The organism is Aeromonas sp. 61P (genome assembly GCF_051919545.1).
Classification (GTDB): domain Bacteria; phylum Pseudomonadota; class Gammaproteobacteria; order Enterobacterales; family Aeromonadaceae; genus Aeromonas; species Aeromonas veronii.
The window spans coordinates 582,318-602,500 of the sequence record NZ_JBQBEL010000001.1 but is presented as its reverse complement, the minus strand read 5'-3'; the positions used below and the strand labels follow the sequence as shown (position 1 = coordinate 602,500).

The window sequence follows — 20,183 nt, the reverse complement described above, 5'->3', positions numbered from 1 at the left end:
CGGGGCTCAAACCAGGCACCGAAGCCGCGGATTCACACTTATGTGTGAGTGGTAGGGGAGCGTTCTGTAAGTCTGCGAAGGTGTATCGAGAGGTATGCTGGAGATATCAGAAGTGCGAATGCTGACGTAAGTAACGATAAAGGGGGTGAAAAGCCTCCTCGCCGGAAGACCAAGGGTTCCTGTCCAACGTTAATCGGGGCAGGGTGAGTCGACCCCTAAGGCGAGGCCGAAAGGCGTAGTCGATGGGAAGCAGGTTAATATTCCTGCACGACTTGTAATTGCGATGGGGGGACGGAGAAGGCTAGGTGGGCCAGGCGACGGTTGTCCTGGTGAAAGTGCGTAGGTGGTGTTTCCAGGCAAATCCGGAGACACAACACTGAGACACGAGACGAACACACTACGGTGTGGAAGCCATTGATGCCCTGCTTCCAGGAAAAGCCTCTAAGCTTCAGATTACAAGTCATCGTACCCCAAACCGACACAGGTGGTCGGGTAGAGAATACCAAGGCGCTTGAGAGAACTCGGGTGAAGGAACTAGGCAAAATAGAACCGTAACTTCGGGAGAAGGTTCGCTCTTGATGGTGAAGTCCCTTGCGGATGGAGCTGTCGGGAGTCGCAGTGACCAGATGGCTGGGACTGTTTATCAAAAACACAGCACTCTGCAAACACGAAAGTGGACGTATAGGGTGTGACACCTGCCCGGTGCCGGAAGGTTAATTGATGGGGTTAGCGCAAGCGAAGCTCTTGATCGAAGCCCCGGTAAACGGCGGCCGTAACTATAACGGTCCTAAGGTAGCGAAATTCCTTGTCGGGTAAGTTCCGACCTGCACGAATGGTGTAACCATGGCCATGCTGTCTCCACCCGAGACTCAGTGAAATCGAATTCGCCGTGAAGATGCGGTGTACCCGCGGCTAGACGGAAAGACCCCGTGAACCTTTACTACAGCTTGGCACTGAACATTGAACCTACATGTGTAGGATAGGTGGGAGGCTTTGAAGGCGTGACGCCAGTTGCGCTGGAGCCGTCCTTGAAATACCACCCTTGTATGTTTGATGTTCTAACGCAGGGCCCTGAATCGGGCTCGCGGACAGTGCCTGGTGGGTAGTTTGACTGGGGCGGTCTCCTCCCAAAGAGTAACGGAGGAGCACGAAGGTTGGCTAATCCTGGTCGGACATCAGGAGGTTAGTGCAATGGCATAAGCCAGCTTAACTGCGAGACGGACAGGTCGAGCAGGTACGAAAGTAGGTCATAGTGATCCGGTGGTTCTGAATGGAAGGGCCATCGCTCAACGGATAAAAGGTACTCCGGGGATAACAGGCTGATACCGCCCAAGAGTTCATATCGACGGCGGTGTTTGGCACCTCGATGTCGGCTCATCACATCCTGGGGCTGAAGTCGGTCCCAAGGGTATGGCTGTTCGCCATTTAAAGTGGTACGCGAGCTGGGTTCAGAACGTCGTGAGACAGTTCGGTCCCTATCTGCCGTGGGCGTTGGATGATTGAAGGGAGTTGCTCCTAGTACGAGAGGACCGGAGTGAACGAACCTCTGGTGTTCGGGTTGTCACGCCAGTGGCACTGCCCGGTAGCTAAGTTCGGAATCGATAACCGCTGAAAGCATCTAAGCGGGAAGCGAGCCCTGAGATGAGTCATCCCTGACCCCTTGAGGGTCCTAAAGGGCCGTTGGAGACCACAACGTTGATAGGCGGGGTGTGTAAGTGCAGCGATGCATTGAGCTAACCCGTACTAATTACCCGTGAGGCTTAACCATACAACACCCAAGAAGTGTTCTAAGGCTTGTAGCAAATACCAAGCGAACTACTAATTCAGTGATAACGACAAGCCACGAGCAACATCGTTATTCACGTCAGCTTTCTGGATTGAAGAATTTGCCTGGCGGCCATAGCGCCGTGGAACCACCTGATCCCATGCCGAACTCAGAAGTGAAACGCGGTAGCGCCGATGGTAGTGTGGCATTCGCCATGCGAGAGTAGGACACTGCCAGGCATCCAATTTAAGAACCCCGCTCATCGAGCGGGGTTTTTTATTGCCTGCAATTCAGCAAATCGTCTGATAACTGACCTTTTATTCCCTCTTCCCTGCCGTTTTCTCCATTTTTCCTCCTCGACTTTCTCCGGTTCTGCCATCGCCGCTGGCGTTGGTTGTCGTTATAATGGCCACCCTCAAGCAAGGTGGTGGTATGAAAGCAGAATATCTACAGCGATTCGGGGGCATTGCCCGTCTTTATGGTCAGAACGCCCTGCGTTCCTTTAGCCAGGCGAAAGTCTGTGTTGTGGGGATCGGTGGCGTGGGCTCCTGGGCGGCGGAGGCGCTGGCCCGCGCCGGTATCAACCAGATCACCCTGATCGACATGGACGATATCTGCATCACCAACACCAATCGCCAGATCCACGCCATGAAGGGGACAGTTGGTCGCCTCAAGACCGAGGTGATGGCCGAGCGCATTCGCGCCATCAATCCGGATTGCGAAGTGATCGAGGTGGATGATTTCGTCACCGCCGATAACCTGGCCGAGCATATCAAGCGGGAGTTTGACTATGTGGTGGATGCCATCGACTCGGTCAAGGCCAAGGTGGCGCTGATTGCCTTCTGCAAGCGCAACAAAATCCCGGTGATTGTGGCGGGTGGTGCCGGCGGGCAGATGGATCCGACCCAGATCACTGTGGCGGATCTGGCCAAGACTATTCAAGACCCGTTGGCGGCCAAGGTGCGCTCCGACCTGCGCCGATTGCACAACTTCAGCAAGAATCCGGCGCGCAAATTCGGGGTGGAGTGTGTCTTCTCAACCGAGCAGTTGAGTTATCCGGATGGCAATGGCGGTACCTGTCAGGCCAAGGCGGCCAGCGATGGCACCATGAAGATGGATTGCGCCTCCGGCTTTGGCGCTGTGACGCCGGTGACGGCAACCTTCGGGCTGGTTGCCGCATCCCGGGTATTAAAGAAGATTGCCGAACGGGGCGCCCGAGCCGAGAAAGAGGCAGGGAATGAAAACGCGGGCTCGATTGGCGAAGCCTAATCGACCACTGAACAAGGCGGGTTAGACCGCTTGCTCCCGGATCGCCAGCGCGATCGCTCTGAGCCCGTTACCTCGTGACGGGCTCAAGTGTTTCTCAAGTCCCAGTTCGGTGAAATACCCTTCCATATCAAAAGCCTGGATCGCCGTAGACGATTGGTGGTTGAGTGCCGCCAGCACGATGACGATAAGGCCACGCACGATGCGGGCATCGGAATCACAGGCAAAGTGCCAGCAGCCATCCTCGCTTTGTTCTCCCTTCAGCCAAGCCTGGCTTTCACACCCCTTGAGGCGGAACTCCTCCTGCTGCCATTCGCTGGGTAGCACGGGTAACAGCTTGCCGAGCTGGATGATGAGCCGGTACTGGTTCTCCCAGCCGTGGGCGGCGGCAAACTGCTGGCGGATGGTGTTGGCGTTGGGCTCAAGGCCAATCTGGGTATAGCTTGCGAGGTCACTCATTCGGTTGTCTGCCTTAGAAGAAGTCACTGAGTTTGTGCAGGGCGGCTAGCAGGGCGTCGACATCATCCCGATTGTTGTAGCAAGCCAGCGAGGTGCGCATGGTTCCGCCGATCTCGAGCGATTCCATCAATGGCATGGCGCAGTGATGGCCGACTCGCAGGGCGATCCCCTGCATATCGAGCAGGGTGGCGGCATCTTGCGGGTGGATGTCGTCTAGCAAGAAAGAGACCGAACCGGCGCGTTGGCTGGGTTCGCCGACCAGACGCAGCCCCGGCACCTGTTGCAGGCCAGCTACCAGATAGTCGGTCAGTGCCTGCTCATGTTGGGCAAGCCATTGCCGATCTTGCCCCATCACAAAGTCGATGGCGGCGGCGAGGCCGATAGCACCAGCGATATGGGGGGTACCCGCCTCGAACTTGAAGGGCAGGGTATTGAAGGTGGTGCCGCTGAAACTGACCCGATCGATCATCTCGCCACCGGCTTGCCAGGGCGGCATCCGCTCCAGTAGTTCGGTGCAGCCCCACAACACACCGATGCCGGTCGGGCCATAGAGCTTGTGGCCGGAGAAGGCGTAGAAGTCGCAGCCGATGGCTTGCACATCCACCTCGAGATGAGCCACTGCCTGGGCGCCGTCGATCAGCGTCACGGCGCCAACCGTTTTGGCGGCCGTCACTATCTCTTTGACCGGATTGACGGTACCGAGGGCATTGGAGACGTGGGCTACGCTCACCAGTCGGGTCCGTGGCCCCAGCATGGCGTGATAGGCGGCCAGATCGAGATCGCCCCGCTCATCAAGGGGAATAACCCGGATGACTGCGCCGGTGCGCTGGGCGACCAGTTGCCACGGGACGATATTGGCGTGGTGCTCCAGGGTGCTGAGGATGATTTCGTCCCCTGTCTTGAGCTCGCTCATCCCCCAGCTCTGGGCCACCAGATTGATCGCCTCCGTGGTGCCGCGAGTCCAGATCACCTCGTGGCTGCGGGGCGCATTGATAAAGCGGGTGACAGTCTCGCGGGCAGCCTCAAAGGCGCGGGTCGCGCGGCCACTCAGGGCGTGGGCGGCGCGGTGCACGTTGGCGTTGTCGGCCCGATAGTAGTGAGCGATGGCATCCAGTACCGCTTGCGGTTTCTGGGTGGTGGCCGCGTTGTCCAGATAGACCAGAGGGTGGCCGTTTACCTCCTGCGCCAAGGCCGGAAACTGGCTGCGCAGTTGGGTGTGCTGTTGCTGATTCATGCTCCCCTCATCATCCGGAAAAAGTCATCATCTCGAAAGGTCGGCCATGATCCTGAAAATAGCGCCCGAACACAAGGCGCGATAAGCCGGAATGGCGGTTGCCTGCCGTGCAGCAGGTACGGCTCGTCGGGTGATTTCTGGTACAATGCCGCCCCTCATCATAAGCCAAGAGATCCGGCCCATGAAGCTCAACCCCAATCAGAACGAAGCGGTCAAGTATGTCTCCGGCCCTTGCCTGGTGCTGGCGGGTGCCGGATCGGGCAAGACCCGCGTCATCACCAACAAGATTGCCTATCTGGTGCAGCAGTGCGGCTACAGTGCGCGCAATATCGCTGCGGTCACCTTTACCAACAAGGCGGCGCGGGAGATGAAGGAGCGGGTCGGCCAGACTTTGGGTCGCAAGGAGGCGCGGGGGCTGATGGTCTCCACCTTCCATACCCTGGGCCTCGATATCATTCGCCGTGAGCACAAGAGCCTGAATCTCAAGGCCAACTTCTCCCTGTTCGATGACACCGACCAGCTGGCGCTGTTGAAAGAATTGACTGAAGACGAGCTCGACAACGACAAGGACAAGCTCTCGGCCCTTATCAGCCAAATCTCCAACTGGAAGAACGATCTTATCCTGCCCGCCCGCGCCATGCGTATTGCTCGCGGGCCGGACGAGGTGTTGATGGCCCAGCTCTATGAGCGTTATCACCGCCAGATGGTGGCCTATAACGCGCTGGATTTTGACGACCTCATCGTGATGCCGACCCTGCTGCTCAAGAGCAATCAGGAGGTGCGCGAGCGCTGGCAGAACAAGATCCGCTATCTGCTGGTCGATGAGTACCAAGACACCAACACCAGCCAGTACGAGCTGGTGAAGCAGATCGTCGGCGAGCGTGCCCGTTTTACCGTGGTAGGGGACGATGACCAGTCCATCTACTCCTGGCGCGGTGCCAAGCCGCAGAATCTGGTGCTGCTGAGTGAAGATTTCCCCAGCCTCAAGCTGATCAAGCTGGAGCAGAACTACCGCTCCAAGCGGCGGATCCTCAAGTGCGCCAACATCCTGATCGCCAACAACCCGCACGTCTATGACAAGGCGCTCTTCTCCGAATTGGATGAGGGGGTGAAGCTCAAGGTGCTGTTCGCCAAGAACGAGGAGCACGAAGCGGAGCGGATCGCTGCCGAGATGATGGGCCACAAGTTTATGAACCGCACCCGGTTCAAGGATTACGCCATCCTCTATCGGGGCAACCATCAGTCGCGCATCTTCGAAAAGGCGCTGATGACCAACCGGATCCCTTACCGTATCTCCGGCGGCACCTCGTTTTTCTCCCGTACCGAGATCAAGGACATCATGGCCTACCTCAAGCTGCTGGTGAATCCGGATGAGGACACTGCCTTCCTGAGGGTGGTCAACCTGCCGCGTCGCGAGATCGGTCCCACCACCCTCGAAAAACTGGGTCAGTATGCCAATCAACGCGGCAAGAGCCTGTTTGCCGCCAGCTTCGAGCTGGGGCTGGAGCAGCACCTCTCTGGCCGTGGCCTCACTGCATTACAGGCCTTCACCAACTGGTTGGTACGCCTTGGCGATCAGGCGTTGCGCGGCAATCCGGTAGAAGCGGTGCGGGACATGATCAAGGAGATCCACTACGAAGAGTGGCTCTACGAGACCTCGCCCAGCCCGAAAGCGGCCGAGATGCGGATGCAGAACGTCTCCACCCTCTATCGCTGGATCACCGAGATGCTGGAAGGGGATGAGCTGGAGGAGTCGATGACGCTGGCTCAGGTGGTCACTCGCCTCACCCTGCGCGACATGATGGAGCGCAACGAAGGTGAGGATGATGCGGATCAGGTGCAGTTGATGACGCTGCATGCCTCAAAGGGGCTGGAGTTCCCCTATGTCTACATGGTGGGGATGGAGGAAGGCTTGCTGCCCCACCAGACCAGCATAGACGAGGACAACGTGGAGGAGGAGCGGCGTCTCGCCTACGTGGGGATCACCCGGGCTCAGACCGAACTGACCTTCACCCTCTGCAAGGAGCGGCGTCAGTTTGGCGAGTCGGTACGGCCAGAGCCGAGCCGCTTCCTGCTGGAGCTGCCGCAGGATGATCTGGATTGGGAGAATAAAAAAGTAGTCAGCCCTGAAGAGCGTCAGCAAAGAGGTTTGGATGCTCTTGCTCAGATAAGAGCACAACATAATTTGAAAAAGGGGTAGGGCGATTCTTCTCTACTTCTTGAGTTATCCCCAAGGGGAAAACCAGAAGAAGGTGACCGCCAAGGAGCGCCAGCAGAAGGGGCAGGTCGGTGTTGCCAACCTGCGGGCGTTGTTCAAGAAGGATTAACCCTAAGGATTGGCCGGGGTCAGTAGCGGTACTATGTCTGCTCCCGGCATGGGCGGTGAGATATAGCGCCCTTGCCCCATCCGGCAGCCAATATCGATGAGCTTCTGTAACTGCTGCTGGTTCTCGATCCCCTCGACGACCAGGGTGTAATCAAGATCCTGACAGATATCCCGCATGGCGCGGATCAGCGCCAAATCTTTGGGTGATTGCAGCATCCGCTGGGTAAAGCTGTCATCCACCTTGATGTAATCCACCGGGAAGTGGAACAGGGCGTTGAGAGAGGAGAAGCCAGTACCAAAATCATCGAGGCTGATCTGGATACCCTTGGCGCGCAGCTCGTGCAGGGATGCCAGCGCATCGGAATCTTGCCGCGACAGCTCCCGCTCGTTGAATTCAAAAATCAGATAGCCGGGGGCGACCCCTTCCTCTTCGATGATCCCCATCAGTCGCATGATGTGGTCATGGTTGACCAGATGCTTGCCCGACAGATTGATGGCGATCTTGAACTTGCCCTGCCCGGAGATTGGCAGCCAGTTCTTCAGTTGCTGACAGGTGTGGCGCAGGATCTGGTAATCCAGCTCCAGAATCAGGCCGCACTGCTCTGCCAGCGGAATAAAGTCGAACGCATCCTTCAGAATCCCCTCCTCGGTCAGCCAGCGCGCCATCACCTCCAGTCCGGTCAGGCGGCTATCTTGCAGCCGGATCACCGGCTGGAAATAGGGGACGATACGCCCCTCCCGCAGGGCTCTGGCCAGCATCTCTTCCGGCGAATTCCAGTTCTGGTTGATGCAATCATCCGAGTAGCTGACGATGCGACTGCGACCATTGCGTTTGGCCTGATACATGGCCAGATCGGCCTGATGGAGCAGCTGGCTGATATCTGAGGTTTGCTCGGATACGCTCGATACCCCAAGGCTGACGGTAATGCTCAGCTCGTTGCCGAGTAGCCGGAACGGGTAGGAGAGACGGCTGATAATGCGGTTGAGCACCGGGCTGATGTCATCGTCGCTCTTGCTGCTGTCCAGATAGATGACGAACTCATCGCCCCCCAGTCTGGCCACCAGATCGTTTTGCCGGATGCAGGTTTGCAGGCGGCGGCTCACCTCCTTGAGCAGCTGATCGCCAGCACTGTGGCCAAGGGTGTCATTGATCTGCTTGAAGTGATCCACATCGATAAAAATCACCGCAAATCCCGGCGACTTGTAGCGGTTGTAGTGGGTCATGGCATGGTTGAGGTGGTTCATCAACAGCGCGCGGTTGGGCAGCTGGGTCAGCGGGTCGTGAAGCGCATCGAATTGCAGCCGCCGTTCCAGCTCCTGATGCTGCTTGAGCTGCTTTTGCAGCCTTAGGTTGGTCTGACGCAGCTGTTGCAGCCGCTGGTTGATGGAGTCTTCGGTATTGATGTCGTTGAGCTGCTGGCGGATCCGTCTCAGCTCCAGCAGCAGGGTGAGCTGGCCACGCAGGAAGTCGAGAAACAGCTTGTCGTCGGTCTCCAGCGGTTGAGCCGTGCTGATGATGAAGTGGGCGAAGTACTGTTGTTGCAGCCGCAGCGGCATGCTGTGCCAGTAGCGAGACTCCCTGCTCACCTCGATATTGCTGGTGCTGTGGCACAGGCCGCTGATGAACTCGTCTCCCTGATGGGGATGGGCGGGGTAGATTTTTTCCAGCTTTTGACTGGTTAACCTGACCAGCAGCATGTCCTCAATGGTGAGCATCTGGCGCAGTACCGCTTCCAGCTGGGAGAAGAGCGCCTGAGCCGGCAGGGTATTGGCGAGCCGCATGATGCGGCTGATGCTCTCGATTTTCTTTTTCCAGTTCGGGTCTTTGCGGATCAGCGGTGAAGGGAGCTCGGTGAGATGGGATCCCGCCTGGGTTTCGGTCAGCCGTTTGGCCAGACACTCCAGCAGCAGACGCAGGGTCGGCAGGTCGGCTGGTGTGCCACGCGCCAGCAACCACTGTATCTGGCCATGCTCGATGGGGAAGACGCACCACCCTTCGGCCTCATCCAGCTGGGTGAGCTGATCGGTGATGCGGGACTGCTCCCGGCCCATCTGTTGCTTGAAGATGTCGCTGACCTTGTAGGCGTAAAGCCAGTTCAGACCGGTATCGGAGAGGCCCAGCATGCCGAAATGTTGCAGCGGGCAGAGTTGGTCAATCTGCTGGATCAGGGAATCGTAATCGTCAGACGTGGCGGTTTGTGGAGCCGGGAAGTCCATAATGGCAGAGACCAACGCCAACAGAGGAGTTGAGTAGTGGGGTTCGATGGATTGGGCCGACATGTGCAACTCCCGATATGTCTACCTTACAAGAGTAGTCGGAAGCCGATAGATTGAAAGGGCCGCAATTGCGGCCCTTTCAAATACTTACAGCTTGTCGATCATGTAGTGGATGGCGTTTTCAATCTCTTCATCACTACAGTTCGCACAGGTGCCGCGCGGAGGCATCATGCCGGACTTGCCGGTAAAGCCTTCAATGGCATGTTTCTTGAGAGTATCAATGCCCTGGGCGATGCGAGGATCCCAGGCTGCCTTGTCACCCCGTTTGGGGGCACCGGCGGCGCCGGTGTCGTGACAGGCAAAGCAGGCGCCCTTGTATACCGTTTCGCCATCGCGGGGACCGGAAGAGGCGGCCGCCGCCGGAGCAGCACTCGCGCCGGCAATACCTTCCAGATCCTTGGCGGTATAGACCTGACCGATTGGTTTGATCCGCTCGGCAATGGCTTCCGGTGACATCTCATCGGCAGCAAGCACTGCCCCAGACAAGCTGGCGGCCGTCATCCCGACAGCCAGCAAATAGCTCAGTTTTTTCAACACGCTCATATACTCCCAGCAGTCTTTTATTATCCATGTAAACGACGGGATTATAACCGAATAGTTACAGCCATTTAAACGCTTGTGTGTGAAGTGTTAAACACTCTGCGTACAAAGTTTTGGGTGATATCACGGCAATTCGGGCGGTGGAGATAAAAAGAAACCCGGCCTTTGCCGGGTTTCGGGTACCCAAAGGGTGAAATGGGTTATTTGTCCCAGCTCAATATCACCTTGCCGGAGTGGCCGGAGCGCATCGCATCGAATCCCTGCTGGAACTCGTCGATGTGGAATCTGTGGGTGATGATGGGGGAGAGATCCAGCCCGGACTGGATCAGGCTGGCCATCTTGTACCAGGTCTCGAACATCTCGCGGCCATAGATCCCTTTGATAAACAGCCCCTTGAAGATCACCTTGTTCCAGTCGATGGCCATGGTGGAGGGGGGGATGCCGAGCATGGCGATCTTGCCGCCGTGGTTCATCTTGTCGAGCATCTCCTGAAAGGCGCTTGGGACGCCAGACATCTCCAGCCCCACGTCGAACCCTTCGGTCATGCCCAGCTCGCTCATCACGTCGGCCAGCTTCTCTTTGCTGACGTTGACCGCGCGGGTGGCGCCCATCTTGCGGGCCAGCTCCAGTCGGTATTCATTGACGTCGGTGATCACCACGTGGCGCGCACCCACATGGCGGCAGACTGCGGCAGCCATGATGCCGATAGGGCCAGCACCTGTGATGAGCACATCCTCGCCCACCAGATCGAAGGAGAGGGCTGTGTGCACCGCATTGCCAAAGGGGTCGAAGATGGCGGCTAGCTCGTCCGGGATGTTGTCCGGCAGCTTGAAGGCGTTGAAGGCGGGGATCACCAGATACTCGGCAAAGGCGCCCGGGCGGTTGACGCCAACGCCAATGGTGTTGCGGCAGAGATGGGTGCGCCCGGCGCGGCAGTTGCGGCAGTGACCGCAGGTGATGTGCCCTTCGCCGGAGACCCGATCGCCGATGGCGAAGCCCCGCACCTCCTGACCGATGGCGACGACTTCCCCAACATATTCGTGGCCGACCACCATGGGTACCGGAATGGTCTTCTGGGACCACTCGTCCCAGTTGTAGATGTGGATATCGGTGCCGCAGATGGCGGTTTTGCGGATCTTGATCAGCAGGTCGTTGTGGCCGAGCTCGGGGGCCGGTACGTCCGTCATCCAGATGCCGACCTCTTTGTGCAGTTTGGAGAGTGCTTTCATGGCTGTTCCTTCAATATGAATGCAGAAAAAAGGGGCTGCAGCCCCTTGATTCAAATCAGATAACGCCGAGTTCACGGCCGATGCGGATGAAGGCGTCGATCGCCTTGTCCAACTGCTCGCGGGTGTGAGCGGCAGACATCTGGGTGCGAATACGCGCCTGACCCTTGGGCACGACCGGGAAGGAGAAGCCCACCACATAGATGCCAGCTGCCAGCATGCGGCTTGCCATTTCGGAGGCCAGTTTGGCATCCCCCAGCATCACCGGAATGATGGCGTGGTCGGCGCCTGCCAAGGTGAAACCGGCGGCGCTCATCCGCTCGCGGAAGTAACGGCTGTTCTCTTTCAGGCGGGCGCGCAGGTCATGACCCTCGGCCAGCATGTCGATCACCTTGATGGTGGCGGCAACGATGGAGGGGGCCAGCGAGTTGGAGAAGAGGTAAGGGCGGGAGCGCTGACGCAGCCAGTCGATCACCTCTTTCTTGCCGGAGGTATAGCCGCCGGATGCGCCGCCGAGCGCCTTGCCCAAGGTGCCGGTGATGATGTCGACCCGATCCATCACGCCGCAATATTCGTGGGTGCCACGACCGTTTTCGCCGATAAAGCCGACGGCGTGGGAGTCATCCACCATCACCAGCGCATCGTATTTGTCTGCCAGATCGCAGATGGATTTGAGGTCGGCGATGACGCCATCCATGGAGAAGACACCGTCGGTGGCGATTAGCTTGAAGCGGGCGCCATCGGCGTCAGCCTGCTTGAGCTGGGCTTCCAGCTCGGCCATGTCGTTGTTGGCGTAGCGATAACGCTTGGCCTTGCACAGCCGCACGCCGTCGATGATGGAGGCGTGGTTGAGGGCATCGGAGATGATGGCATCCTCGGCGCCGAACAGGGTCTCGAACAGACCGCCATTGGCATCGAAACAGGAGGAGTAGAGGATGGTATCTTCGGTGCCGAGGAAGGCAGACATCTTCTGCTCCAGCGCTTTGTGCTGATCCTGGGTGCCACAGATGAAGCGCACCGAGGCCATGCCGAAGCCGTGGCTGTCGAGTCCCTGATGGGCGGCAGCGATCAGATCCGGGTGGTTGGCCAGCCCAAGATAGTTGTTGGCACAGAAGTTCAGTACCTGCTCACCGCCGACGGCGATGCTGGCCTGCTGGGCGGAGGTGATGATGCGCTCCTGCTTGTACAACCCTTCAGCTTGCACCTGGTTCAGTTGCTCGGTCAGGTGACGATAGAATCCGTTAGACATCCTCGATCCTTAGTGGCTATTTCAGCTGCGTATCAACAGAGGGCGACATTTTACTGCAATCTGTTGCGGTAAATTCAAATGATTGTGCTGATATTCAACAAATGTGAAACAGATCTCACCCAGCTGGTTGGGCCAGCTGGCGGTAGTGCTGTTCCAGCTGCTGGATCTGTCCGGCAACCTGGGGTTGCACATAGGGGCGCAGCAGGAACAGCACCTTCAACACGCCCTGATAGAGCAGCGGTTTGGTGATGCGGGTGTTGGGGGCCTGGGCAATCTGGAACGGGATCCAGCAGGTCACCACCATCTTGATGGTCTGGCCCAGATCTGGCAGGTCTTCATCGCTGACATCTATGATGCCCCCTTCGCGCAGACTCCTGAGCAGGGCGACCACGGAGGAGCGCATCTGCTCCTGGGCCTTGAGGTACTTCTGTTGCAGCGGTTCGTCACGGCTCAGGATGTCCGGCAGGTTGGCGTAGAAGAAGCGGAACTGCCACATCAGATAGAAGATGGCATCGAGATAGCCCATCAGATCCTGCAGAGTGATTTCACGGTTGCGGGTCGGCACGAAGCTCTCGCTCAGGTGACGGGCATACTGGTCGAAGATGGAGTGGATGATGTCTTCTTTATTGCGGAAGTGGTAGTAGAGGTTGCCCGGGCTGATACCCATGTGCGCCGCAATATGGTTGGTGGTGATGTTGCGTTCACCCTGATCGTTGAACAGCTCGGTCGCGCTGTGAATGATCCTGTCTCTGGTTTTCATCACTCATTCCTCCAACAGGTTCCGCTCGGGGCAGTTTTGAACAAGGTCGAATCCCCGGACGGCCCGTGATAAACTTTTCGGCAATTTCAAATTGGCTCACTATACACAGCTTTAACAAGCAGTCACATGTAGCCATCAACGTACGAGAGGCAAACTCCATGATCGTAGTAACTGGCGGTGCTGGCTTTATCGGCAGCAATCTGGTCAAGCAGCTGAACGCTCAAGGACGGACCGATATCGTGGTCATTGATGACCTGACCGACGGCACCAAGTTCGTCAACCTGGTCGATCTGACCATCGCTGACTACATGGACAAAGACGAGTTTCAGGCGCGCATCGTCTCCGGTGACGAGTTTGAAGAGTGGGACAACGGCATCGAGGTGATCTTCCACGAAGGCGCCTGCTCTGCTACCACCGAGTGGAACGGCAAGTTCATCATGGAGGTCAACTACGAGTACTCCAAGGATCTGTTCCACTACTGCATCGAGCGTGAAATCCCGTTCATTTACGCCTCTTCTGCCGCGACCTACGGTGGCCGCAACGACAACTTCATCGAAGATCCCAAGTTCGAACAGCCGCTCAACGTCTACGGCTACTCCAAGCAGCTGTTTGACCAGTACGTGCGCCGCTGGATGCCGGAGATCAACTCTCAGGTCGTCGGCCTCAAGTACTTCAACGTCTACGGCCCGCGCGAGCAGCACAAAGGCTCCATGGCTTCCGTCGCCTTCCACCTCAATACCCAGGTGAAGAAGGGCGAGAATCCCAAGCTGTTCGAAGGTTGCGATGGCTTCCCGAACGGTGGCCAGATGCGTGACTTCATCTATATCGATGACGTCTGCAAGGTAAACCTCTGGTTCTGGCAGAACCCGCAACACTCCGGCATCTTCAACTGCGGTACCGGCCGTGCCGAGCCGTTCCAGAACGTGGCCGAAGCAGTGATCAAGCATCATCAGAAGGGAGCCATTGAGTACATTCCCTTCCCAGATCACCTCAAGGGCCGCTACCAGAGCTTCACCCAGGCTGATATGACCAAGCTGCGCAGCGTGGGTTATGACGCCGAGTTCAAAACCGTTGCCGAAGGGGTAGCGGATTACATGACCTGGCTCAACCGGGCCTGATTATTCGCTTTTGCGGAATGGCCGCCAATGAGGCGGCTTTTTCATTATTTCCTATGTGGTTAGCATGAAGAAAAAAGTTTTATTTATAATGGAAACATTGGGCGGAGGAGGCGCCGAAAAGGTCCTTATTGAAACGCTTAAGCGTTTGGATTTTAGTAAATACGCTATTACGCTGCTGTTATTAAGGCGTGAGGGTGTATATTTATCTCAAGTTCCTAAAAATGTAAAAGTAGAATTTCTGTTGCCGACCGAACCATCGGGGTTGTTTCAGCGTAGAATTTTTTTCTCTATTAAAAAACGCTGGTGGAATTTCGTGCTAAATAGCAAGTGGTTAGCAAATATCGTATTTAATGAACGATATGATGTTGGTATCGCATTTTTGGAAGGGAATAGCTCTCTGTTGTTATCGCACCTGAATTCTGTTGTTCGAAAGATAGCATGGGTCCATATAGACTTGTTGTGCCATCAAATTCTCTCCAGAAAAATTGAGCGTACCGTTTATAAAAAAATGGATAACATTGTCTGTGTCTCTAAAGGTGCACAGAATGCATTATTGAAATTGTATCCTGAAGTGAAACCATATACTCAAGTGGTTTATAACCCTGTTGATATAGAAGGCATAATGCGGAAAAGTCATGAGCCTATTACGAGTGAGGGGCAAATAAAAGTTATTGCTATTGGACGGCTATGCAATGCCCAGAAAGGATTTGACATCTTGCTGGCTGCTCATAAAATAAATATTGATGCAGGGGTTAAATATCACCTTACTATTTTGGGAGAAGGTGATGATAGAGCTGGGTTAGAGTCATTTATCAATATTAATAATATTGGTGATAGTACGAAATTACTTGGATTCAAGGAAAATCCATATCCATATCTTGCTGATGGCGATCTATTCGTTATGTCCTCACATTATGAGGGTTACCCAGTTGTACTCGTAGAAGCAATGGCATTGGGGAAGGCCATTGTATCGACAAATTGTACTGGACCTAATGAAGCTCTCGATGGCGGGAAATATGGTGTTCTCGTTCCTGTCGGGGATGCAAATGCGCTTGCATTGGCAATACGAAAAATGATTGAAAATCAAAAAATGCTATCAACATATAGTTCCTTATCGAAGGAGCGAGCCAAGATTTTCAATCTCCGAGAGAGTATGAGGCAGATCGAGCAATTATTAGATGGGGAGAGCAAACATCCTTCCAGTTGCACTCTTCATTCGAGTCTTGCGAACGGAGGTGTAGGGTGAATATATTGATGGCACTCTCCCAGCTCGAGGTAACGGGAGCTGAGGTCTATGCCACCACGGTCGGTAACGAACTGACCCGGCGTGGTCACAACGTCTTTTATGTATCAGATACCCTGACCAAGCCGACTCTTGGCCCAGTCTTCAAGCTGAGATTCAACAAGCGCAGCATTCTGCGCCGCTTCTGGCACGTCTTCTACCTTATCTATCTCATCAAAAAGCACCATATCCAGTTGGTGCATGCTCACTCCCGCGCCTCCGGCTGGAGCAGTTATGTGGCCTGCAAGCTGACTGGCACCCCGATGATCACCACGGTTCATGGTCGCCAGCCGGTGCACGCTTCGCGCAAGGCATTCCATGCTCTCGGCTATCGGGCAGTTGCCGTTTGTGAGGATATTGCCCATCAGATTGTCGACAATCTGGGGGTCGATCCCGCGATAGTGCAGGTGCTGCGCAACGGTATCGAAACCGACAAATTCCAGCCTGTGCCAGCGCCGGACAATCCCAAGCCGGTGATTGCCATCATTGGCCGTTTGAGCGGCCCCAAAGGGGAGCTCTGTTACCGTCTGCTCGATGAAGTGCTCGATCTGGATGCCTGTCGGGTGCGGATTGTCAGCGGTACCAAGGTACCGGAGCGCTTTGCCCGTTTCGAAGGACGCGCCGAGTTTGTTGGCTATGTCGATGATGTCCCCGCTCTGCTGGCGAGTTGCGATCTGGTGATCGGTGCCGGTCGGGTAGCGATGGAAGCACTGCTCTGTGGTCGGCCCGCCTTTGCCATTGGTGAAGCCAGGGCCATTGGTCTGGTGACCGAACAGAATCTGGATGATGCTCTGGCGAGTAATTTTGGCGATATCGGCCCCAAGGATCTGGCTATCGATTTTGCTGCCCTGAAGGGAGAAATCGAGACCACCCTGGCCAGCAAGACAGTGCCGGAAGTCATTCGGCAGCGCATTCAGGATGAGTATGGCTTGCAGGGGGTCGTATCCGGGCTGGAGTCCATCTATCAGGATGCGGTAGTCGAGACCCTGCGCCGCGAGATGCCGATCATCATGTATCACCGCTTTATCGAACACGAGAGTGAGAAAGGGGTGCATGGCACCTGGATGCCGATCGCCATGTTCGAGAAGCACCTACGCCTGATGAAGTGGCTCGGCTACGAAACCCTGACTTTCCGCGATTTGGCGGACAAAGGCTTTATCCACCGTCTGCAATACGGCAAGAAGTACCTGATGATCACCGCCGATGACGGCTATCAGGACAACCTGACCCGCATGCTGCCGCTGCTGGAAAAATATGGTTATAAAGCCGTGGTGTACGTGGTCACCGGTGAAGGCTATAACCGTTGGGATGTGGAGCATCCGACCAATCCGGACACCAAGGTTTCATTGATGAGTGGTGAGCAGGTCAAGGCGTTGGCCGCCAGCGGTCATGTGGAAATTGGTGGTCATACCCTGACTCACCCCCGCTTGAGCAAGCTCACACCCGAACAACAAGCCCATGAAATTCAGGAGAATAAACGCCAACTGGAGGCCTTGCTTGGCCATCCGCTGCTCTCGTTCGCCTATCCTTACGGAGATATGAACGAGAGTGCCAAGGAGCAGGCTATCGCTGCCGGGTATCGTTTTGCCGTTGCTACCAATAGCGGCCCCAAAGCAATGCACCAGGACCCTTTCCAGATCCGCCGGATCGCCATCTTTCCCCGCACAGATGTGTTTGGGTTATGGCGCAAAATTCGCGGAAATTATGTATTCAGGAAGTAATCAATGTCTTCAGTCTTACAGGTCAGGATTGATCGTCTGACCACAGCACTTTTTTCCTTGACCTTGGCATTTACATTTTGTGGGCTTTTTTTACTACCTAACGGCAAGACAATCCTTTCCAATATGTTGGTTATCTCGATTTTGGCTGGCATTGTGAATCTGGTCATTTGTAAGAGCAGGGATGTAGGGCTACATGATCGTCGCATTCTATGGCTCTTTCTTGGGTATGCTGCTTTTATTCAAATAAACCGTCTTATTCATGGTGATCAGTATGGAGTTATGCGTAGTCTTGGCTATGTTGCCTTATTCGGCCTCTTGGTACCGAGAAAAGAAATCGTTCTAAAAGTTAGCCGATACGCCATCATGCTGGGTGGAGTGGGAATGGGCTGTATCAGTTTGTGGCAACAGTCTCAGGGTGTCTATAGGGTTGAGGGGTTTACTAATGCAATCCTTTTTTCACAGGCAAGCTTGGTGATAGCTTTGTTGGCTTGGGGGCTATACACAGAGGTGTCGATTGCCAGATGGGAGAAGGCGGGGGCTTTGTTATCTGTCTTGATGGCGCTCTACAGCCTCTATGTATCGCAGAGCCGTGGTGTTTGGCTGGCATTTATGACAATTGTTGGCTTGATGGTGATTGTTAAGGCAATAAAAAAACCACTAAAATATATTGTTTTTTTGCTTCTGATATTGGGCAGCGGAACCGCTTTTTACCACCAGAGTTCTGTGTTGCAAGAACGAGTTCAGGCTAGTATCTCCGATCTCAGTAACGCAGAGAAGGGGCAGTATGATACCTCTTGGGGGCTACGCCTAGTTGCATGGCAGGGAGCATGGCAAGGCTTTCTAACCTCACCCATTCTTGGGGTGGGAACTGATGGGTTTGATGCCGTAAAAAAATCACTGGTTGCATCCGGTGTTAGCTCTCCTTTATTACTCAATCCTGTGTTGGCCCATTCTCACAATCAATATATGCAAAACTTGATCATTCGTGGGACGGTTGGGGGCGTGGCACTGCTATTATTCTTGGGATGGCCCATGTGGTGGGCGGTAAAATGTTGGGGTGTGAGTTCAGTTGGTGTATTGTTACCACTTTCCTTTGCCATCGGCAGTGTAAGTGATGTTCCATTTGAGCATCAAAATACATTGTTACTATATGCGCTGGGGCTGTTGTTCATATGGCTTTGTGGTCTAAATGATATTAGAGGTACTCGATGATTCCAATTTTTGTCATCAGTTTGTTGCGAAGCCATGAGCGGCGTGAAGCTATTGAGAAACAAATGGCTCGTTTAGGATTGTCTTTTACTTTTTTTGATGCGGTAGATGGAAAGTTACTGAATGATAACGATCTCTCTAAGGTCGATCTGAAGCTGGCTAAGGTCTTTTGTGGGCATTCCTTAAGCTTGGGTGAAGTGGGTTGTGCATTGAGTCATATCAGACTCTATGAAATGATGGTAAAAAACAATATAGATAAGGCTATCATATTAGAGGATGATATCCATCTTCACATGCATTTCAAGAATGTTGTGGAGGGGGCGATAAAAAAATCATCTTCAGAAATTATATTTATTCATCATGGAAAAGCAAAGCAGTGGCCTTGGGCTAGGAAATTACCAGAGGGTTATCGCTTATCCCGTTATCTTCGACCGAGTAAAAAATCAAACAGAGGAATTATATCGACAGCTGGATATATATTAAATCTGGCTGGTGCGCGAAAGTTATTGAAATGTGCTTATCCTGTAAGAATGCCATCTGATTACTTGACGGGGCGGCTTCAATTAAATGCACTTAATGCGTCAGGTATTGAACCATGTTGCTTAGATGTGGGTTATTTTGATACGACGATTGATGATCGTAACTATGGTCAACATATAAAGTAATTAAGGTAATAGTTGTGATTAGAACTTTTCAGCTGTGGAGAGATGCACTTCGCCGCAAGCTTGGTATTTTATTTTTTATCGTCATTTATCAGTGAGATCGTCATCACATGGTGCCACTGTTTTTGTTAGGTGGGATGCTAAGCTTGGTGATGCAATCGTCTCTTCCTGGGTAGCAAGGGAGATTAAAAATAAATTTCCGGAGCGGAAAGTCTATGTCATTACCAGCTCTGAAATGGCACCATTGTTTAGAGACTTTTTTAACTTTGATTACGTCTTTGAAATACCCAAGAGGGCTGGCTATATGGAGCTCAAAAAATTAGCCAATGAAATTGGGGATGTGGATTATCTTGTGCATTTTAGCCAAAAGATGAAGATGAAAGACCTTTATTTCATCTCCAAAGTTGGGAGCAAAAATGTAGCAGGAGTCGATGATGAGCTTGACTGTATTAATATCAAGCTGGGCCAAAAAACAGCAGGGATGCACTTCGCTAAGAAATTTAAGGTGCTGTTGGAGCATATGGGGATTGCTAACCCTGATACCAGTTATATAGTTCCTTCGTGTCAGGGGGTTGAGGATAGGGTTGGCTCTTGGTGGCCAAGTAATAAAACGTTGTGCTTCAATCCATATGGCAGTGGGACATCCCGTTGTTTCAGTGTTGAGAAAACCATAGCGTTAATTAACACGATGCTTGATTCATCAAATTACAACATTTGTCTCTTGTATCCACCTGGGCGTGAGAGGGACGTTGAACGAATTTTATCTCATGTTTGTGACCCAACCAGGGTTGTTAGTGATCATGAGAAACCATCTTTGGCTGCGCTCTTTGCACAGATAAGGCATTGTGCCGGTATGGTATCGGTGGATACTGCAACAGTGCATATTGCAACAGGTTTGAATAAACCTGTTCTTGGTATTTACAATGATAATTTCGGGATGCCAGAAAATGTGGAGTGGCATCCAAATAATCCTCGCTCAAGTGTTATCTACGCAGAAACTAGGTCTGCACAACAAGACGTAAATTTTATAAACGTTGCTGAATTTAAAACAGTATTCAACAAATGGGTGGCTGATTATCTATAGAGAGT

15 protein-coding genes and 2 rRNA genes (1 of these 17 only partly in view) are annotated in these 20,183 nt (G+C 54.1%); 10 read left to right on the top strand and 7 right to left on the bottom strand.

Translation table 11 applies throughout. The features are described from left to right. From ACTG2O_RS02940 to tcdA, 3 genes are all read left to right on the top strand, one after another. Window positions 1-1,768, top strand: a 23S ribosomal RNA gene (locus ACTG2O_RS02940); it begins 1,122 nt to the left of the window's first position. A gap of 121 nt (window positions 1,769-1,889) precedes the next feature. Further along, window positions 1,890-2,004: ribosomal RNA gene (gene rrf / locus ACTG2O_RS02935) — 5S ribosomal RNA — on the top strand. Window positions 2,005-2,197: 193 nt separating this feature from the next. Further along, window positions 2,198-3,034, top strand: coding sequence for a tRNA cyclic N6-threonylcarbamoyladenosine(37) synthase TcdA (gene tcdA / locus ACTG2O_RS02930; RefSeq protein WP_100644762.1), 837 nt, complete (start codon window positions 2,198-2,200; stop codon window positions 3,032-3,034). Window positions 3,035-3,055: 21 nt separating this feature from the next. On the opposite strand, the gene ACTG2O_RS02925 is transcribed toward tcdA, so the two are convergent. Together ACTG2O_RS02925 and ACTG2O_RS02920 are read right to left on the bottom strand one after the other, a co-directional pair. Then, the gene (locus ACTG2O_RS02925; RefSeq protein ID WP_439975316.1) at window positions 3,056-3,490 is read right to left on the bottom strand and encodes a SufE family protein; all 435 of its coding nucleotides are present in this window, start codon (window positions 3,488-3,490) and stop codon (window positions 3,056-3,058) included. 13 nt (window positions 3,491-3,503) lie between these two features. Continuing rightward, complete coding sequence (locus ACTG2O_RS02920; protein ID WP_439975315.1) at window positions 3,504-4,724, bottom strand: aminotransferase class V-fold PLP-dependent enzyme; 1,221 nt, start codon at window positions 4,722-4,724, stop codon at window positions 3,504-3,506. Between the two features lie 181 nt (window positions 4,725-4,905). Here ACTG2O_RS02920 and rep point away from each other — a divergent pair, with 181 nt between their 5' ends. Beyond that, window positions 4,906-6,924: a DNA helicase Rep gene (gene rep / locus ACTG2O_RS02915; RefSeq protein ID WP_158110147.1), complete on the top strand. Its 2,019-nt coding sequence runs from the start codon at window positions 4,906-4,908 to the stop codon at window positions 6,922-6,924. Window positions 6,925-7,053: 129 nt separating this feature from the next. Here rep and ACTG2O_RS02910 read toward each other — a convergent pair whose 3' ends face one another. The 5 genes from ACTG2O_RS02910 to ACTG2O_RS02890 all read right to left on the bottom strand — a co-directional run bounded on the left by ACTG2O_RS02910 (window position 7,054) and on the right by ACTG2O_RS02890 (window position 13,102). Further along, window positions 7,054-9,330, bottom strand: coding sequence for a putative bifunctional diguanylate cyclase/phosphodiesterase (locus ACTG2O_RS02910; protein ID WP_236285132.1), 2,277 nt, complete (start codon window positions 9,328-9,330; stop codon window positions 7,054-7,056). An 84-nt stretch (window positions 9,331-9,414) separates the two neighbouring features. Further along, window positions 9,415-9,870: a c-type cytochrome gene (locus tag ACTG2O_RS02905; protein ID WP_019444987.1), complete on the bottom strand. Its 456-nt coding sequence runs from the start codon at window positions 9,868-9,870 to the stop codon at window positions 9,415-9,417. A gap of 197 nt (window positions 9,871-10,067) precedes the next feature. Further along, a complete protein-coding gene (tdh, locus tag ACTG2O_RS02900; RefSeq protein ID WP_033137598.1) occupies window positions 10,068-11,096 on the bottom strand; it encodes an L-threonine 3-dehydrogenase in 1,029 nt (342 codons plus the stop codon). A gap of 55 nt (window positions 11,097-11,151) precedes the next feature. After that, the gene (locus ACTG2O_RS02895) at window positions 11,152-12,342 is read right to left on the bottom strand and encodes a glycine C-acetyltransferase (protein ID WP_005342487.1); all 1,191 of its coding nucleotides are present in this window, start codon (window positions 12,340-12,342) and stop codon (window positions 11,152-11,154) included. Window positions 12,343-12,457: 115 nt separating this feature from the next. After that, complete coding sequence (locus tag ACTG2O_RS02890) at window positions 12,458-13,102, bottom strand: TetR/AcrR family transcriptional regulator (RefSeq protein WP_005340848.1); 645 nt, start codon at window positions 13,100-13,102, stop codon at window positions 12,458-12,460. Window positions 13,103-13,260: 158 nt separating this feature from the next. Here ACTG2O_RS02890 and rfaD point away from each other — a divergent pair, with 158 nt between their 5' ends. The 6 genes from rfaD (at window position 13,261) to ACTG2O_RS02860 (ending at window position 20,178) form a co-directional block, all read left to right on the top strand. Continuing rightward, a complete protein-coding gene (gene rfaD, locus ACTG2O_RS02885) occupies window positions 13,261-14,220 on the top strand; it encodes an ADP-glyceromanno-heptose 6-epimerase (RefSeq protein ID WP_019444989.1) in 960 nt (319 codons plus the stop codon). A 64-nt stretch (window positions 14,221-14,284) separates the two neighbouring features. Continuing rightward, window positions 14,285-15,466, top strand: a complete 1,182-nt coding sequence (locus tag ACTG2O_RS02880; RefSeq protein ID WP_019444990.1) for a glycosyltransferase — start codon at window positions 14,285-14,287, stop codon at window positions 15,464-15,466. Further along, the gene (locus ACTG2O_RS02875) at window positions 15,463-17,223 is read left to right on the top strand and encodes a polysaccharide deacetylase family protein (RefSeq protein ID WP_439975314.1); all 1,761 of its coding nucleotides are present in this window, start codon (window positions 15,463-15,465) and stop codon (window positions 17,221-17,223) included. Before ACTG2O_RS02880 ends, ACTG2O_RS02875 begins: the two co-directional genes overlap by 4 nt. 3 nt (window positions 17,224-17,226) lie before the next feature. Further along, complete coding sequence (locus ACTG2O_RS02870) at window positions 17,227-18,435, top strand: O-antigen ligase family protein (RefSeq protein ID WP_019444992.1); 1,209 nt, start codon at window positions 17,227-17,229, stop codon at window positions 18,433-18,435. Next, window positions 18,432-19,097 (top strand): glycosyltransferase family 25 protein, encoded by a 666-nt coding sequence (locus ACTG2O_RS02865; RefSeq protein WP_075116170.1) that lies wholly within the window; start codon window positions 18,432-18,434, stop codon window positions 19,095-19,097. The genes ACTG2O_RS02870 and ACTG2O_RS02865 overlap by 4 nt, the downstream gene beginning before the upstream one ends. 34 nt (window positions 19,098-19,131) lie before the next feature. Further along, window positions 19,132-20,178, top strand: coding sequence for a glycosyltransferase family 9 protein (locus ACTG2O_RS02860; RefSeq protein WP_439975313.1), 1,047 nt, complete (start codon window positions 19,132-19,134; stop codon window positions 20,176-20,178). Window positions 20,179-20,183: the final 5 nt, after the last annotated feature.

Excerpts from the sequence above, each read along its gene's own strand:
- ACTG2O_RS02905 (WP_019444987.1), bottom strand. The coding sequence starts at position 9,870 with ATGAGCGTGTTGAAAAAACTGAGCTATTTGCTGGCTGTCGGGATGACG.
- ACTG2O_RS02910 (WP_236285132.1), bottom strand. The coding sequence starts at position 9,330 with ATGTCGGCCCAATCCATCGAACCCCACTACTCAACTCCTCTGTTGGCG.
- tcdA (WP_100644762.1), top strand. The coding sequence starts at position 2,198 with ATGAAAGCAGAATATCTACAGCGATTCGGGGGCATTGCCCGTCTTTAT.
- rfaD (WP_019444989.1), top strand. The coding sequence starts at position 13,261 with ATGATCGTAGTAACTGGCGGTGCTGGCTTTATCGGCAGCAATCTGGTC.
- ACTG2O_RS02890 (WP_005340848.1), bottom strand. The coding sequence starts at position 13,102 with ATGAAAACCAGAGACAGGATCATTCACAGCGCGACCGAGCTGTTCAAC.
- ACTG2O_RS02865 (WP_075116170.1), top strand. The coding sequence starts at position 18,432 with ATGATTCCAATTTTTGTCATCAGTTTGTTGCGAAGCCATGAGCGGCGT.
- rep (WP_158110147.1), top strand. The coding sequence starts at position 4,906 with ATGAAGCTCAACCCCAATCAGAACGAAGCGGTCAAGTATGTCTCCGGC.
- ACTG2O_RS02870 (WP_019444992.1), top strand. The coding sequence starts at position 17,227 with ATGTCTTCAGTCTTACAGGTCAGGATTGATCGTCTGACCACAGCACTT.
- ACTG2O_RS02920 (WP_439975315.1), bottom strand. The coding sequence starts at position 4,724 with ATGAATCAGCAACAGCACACCCAACTGCGCAGCCAGTTTCCGGCCTTG.
- tdh (WP_033137598.1), bottom strand. The coding sequence starts at position 11,096 with ATGAAAGCACTCTCCAAACTGCACAAAGAGGTCGGCATCTGGATGACG.
- ACTG2O_RS02925 (WP_439975316.1), bottom strand. The coding sequence starts at position 3,490 with ATGAGTGACCTCGCAAGCTATACCCAGATTGGCCTTGAGCCCAACGCC.
- ACTG2O_RS02880 (WP_019444990.1), top strand. The coding sequence starts at position 14,285 with ATGAAGAAAAAAGTTTTATTTATAATGGAAACATTGGGCGGAGGAGGC.
- ACTG2O_RS02895 (WP_005342487.1), bottom strand. The coding sequence starts at position 12,342 with ATGTCTAACGGATTCTATCGTCACCTGACCGAGCAACTGAACCAGGTG.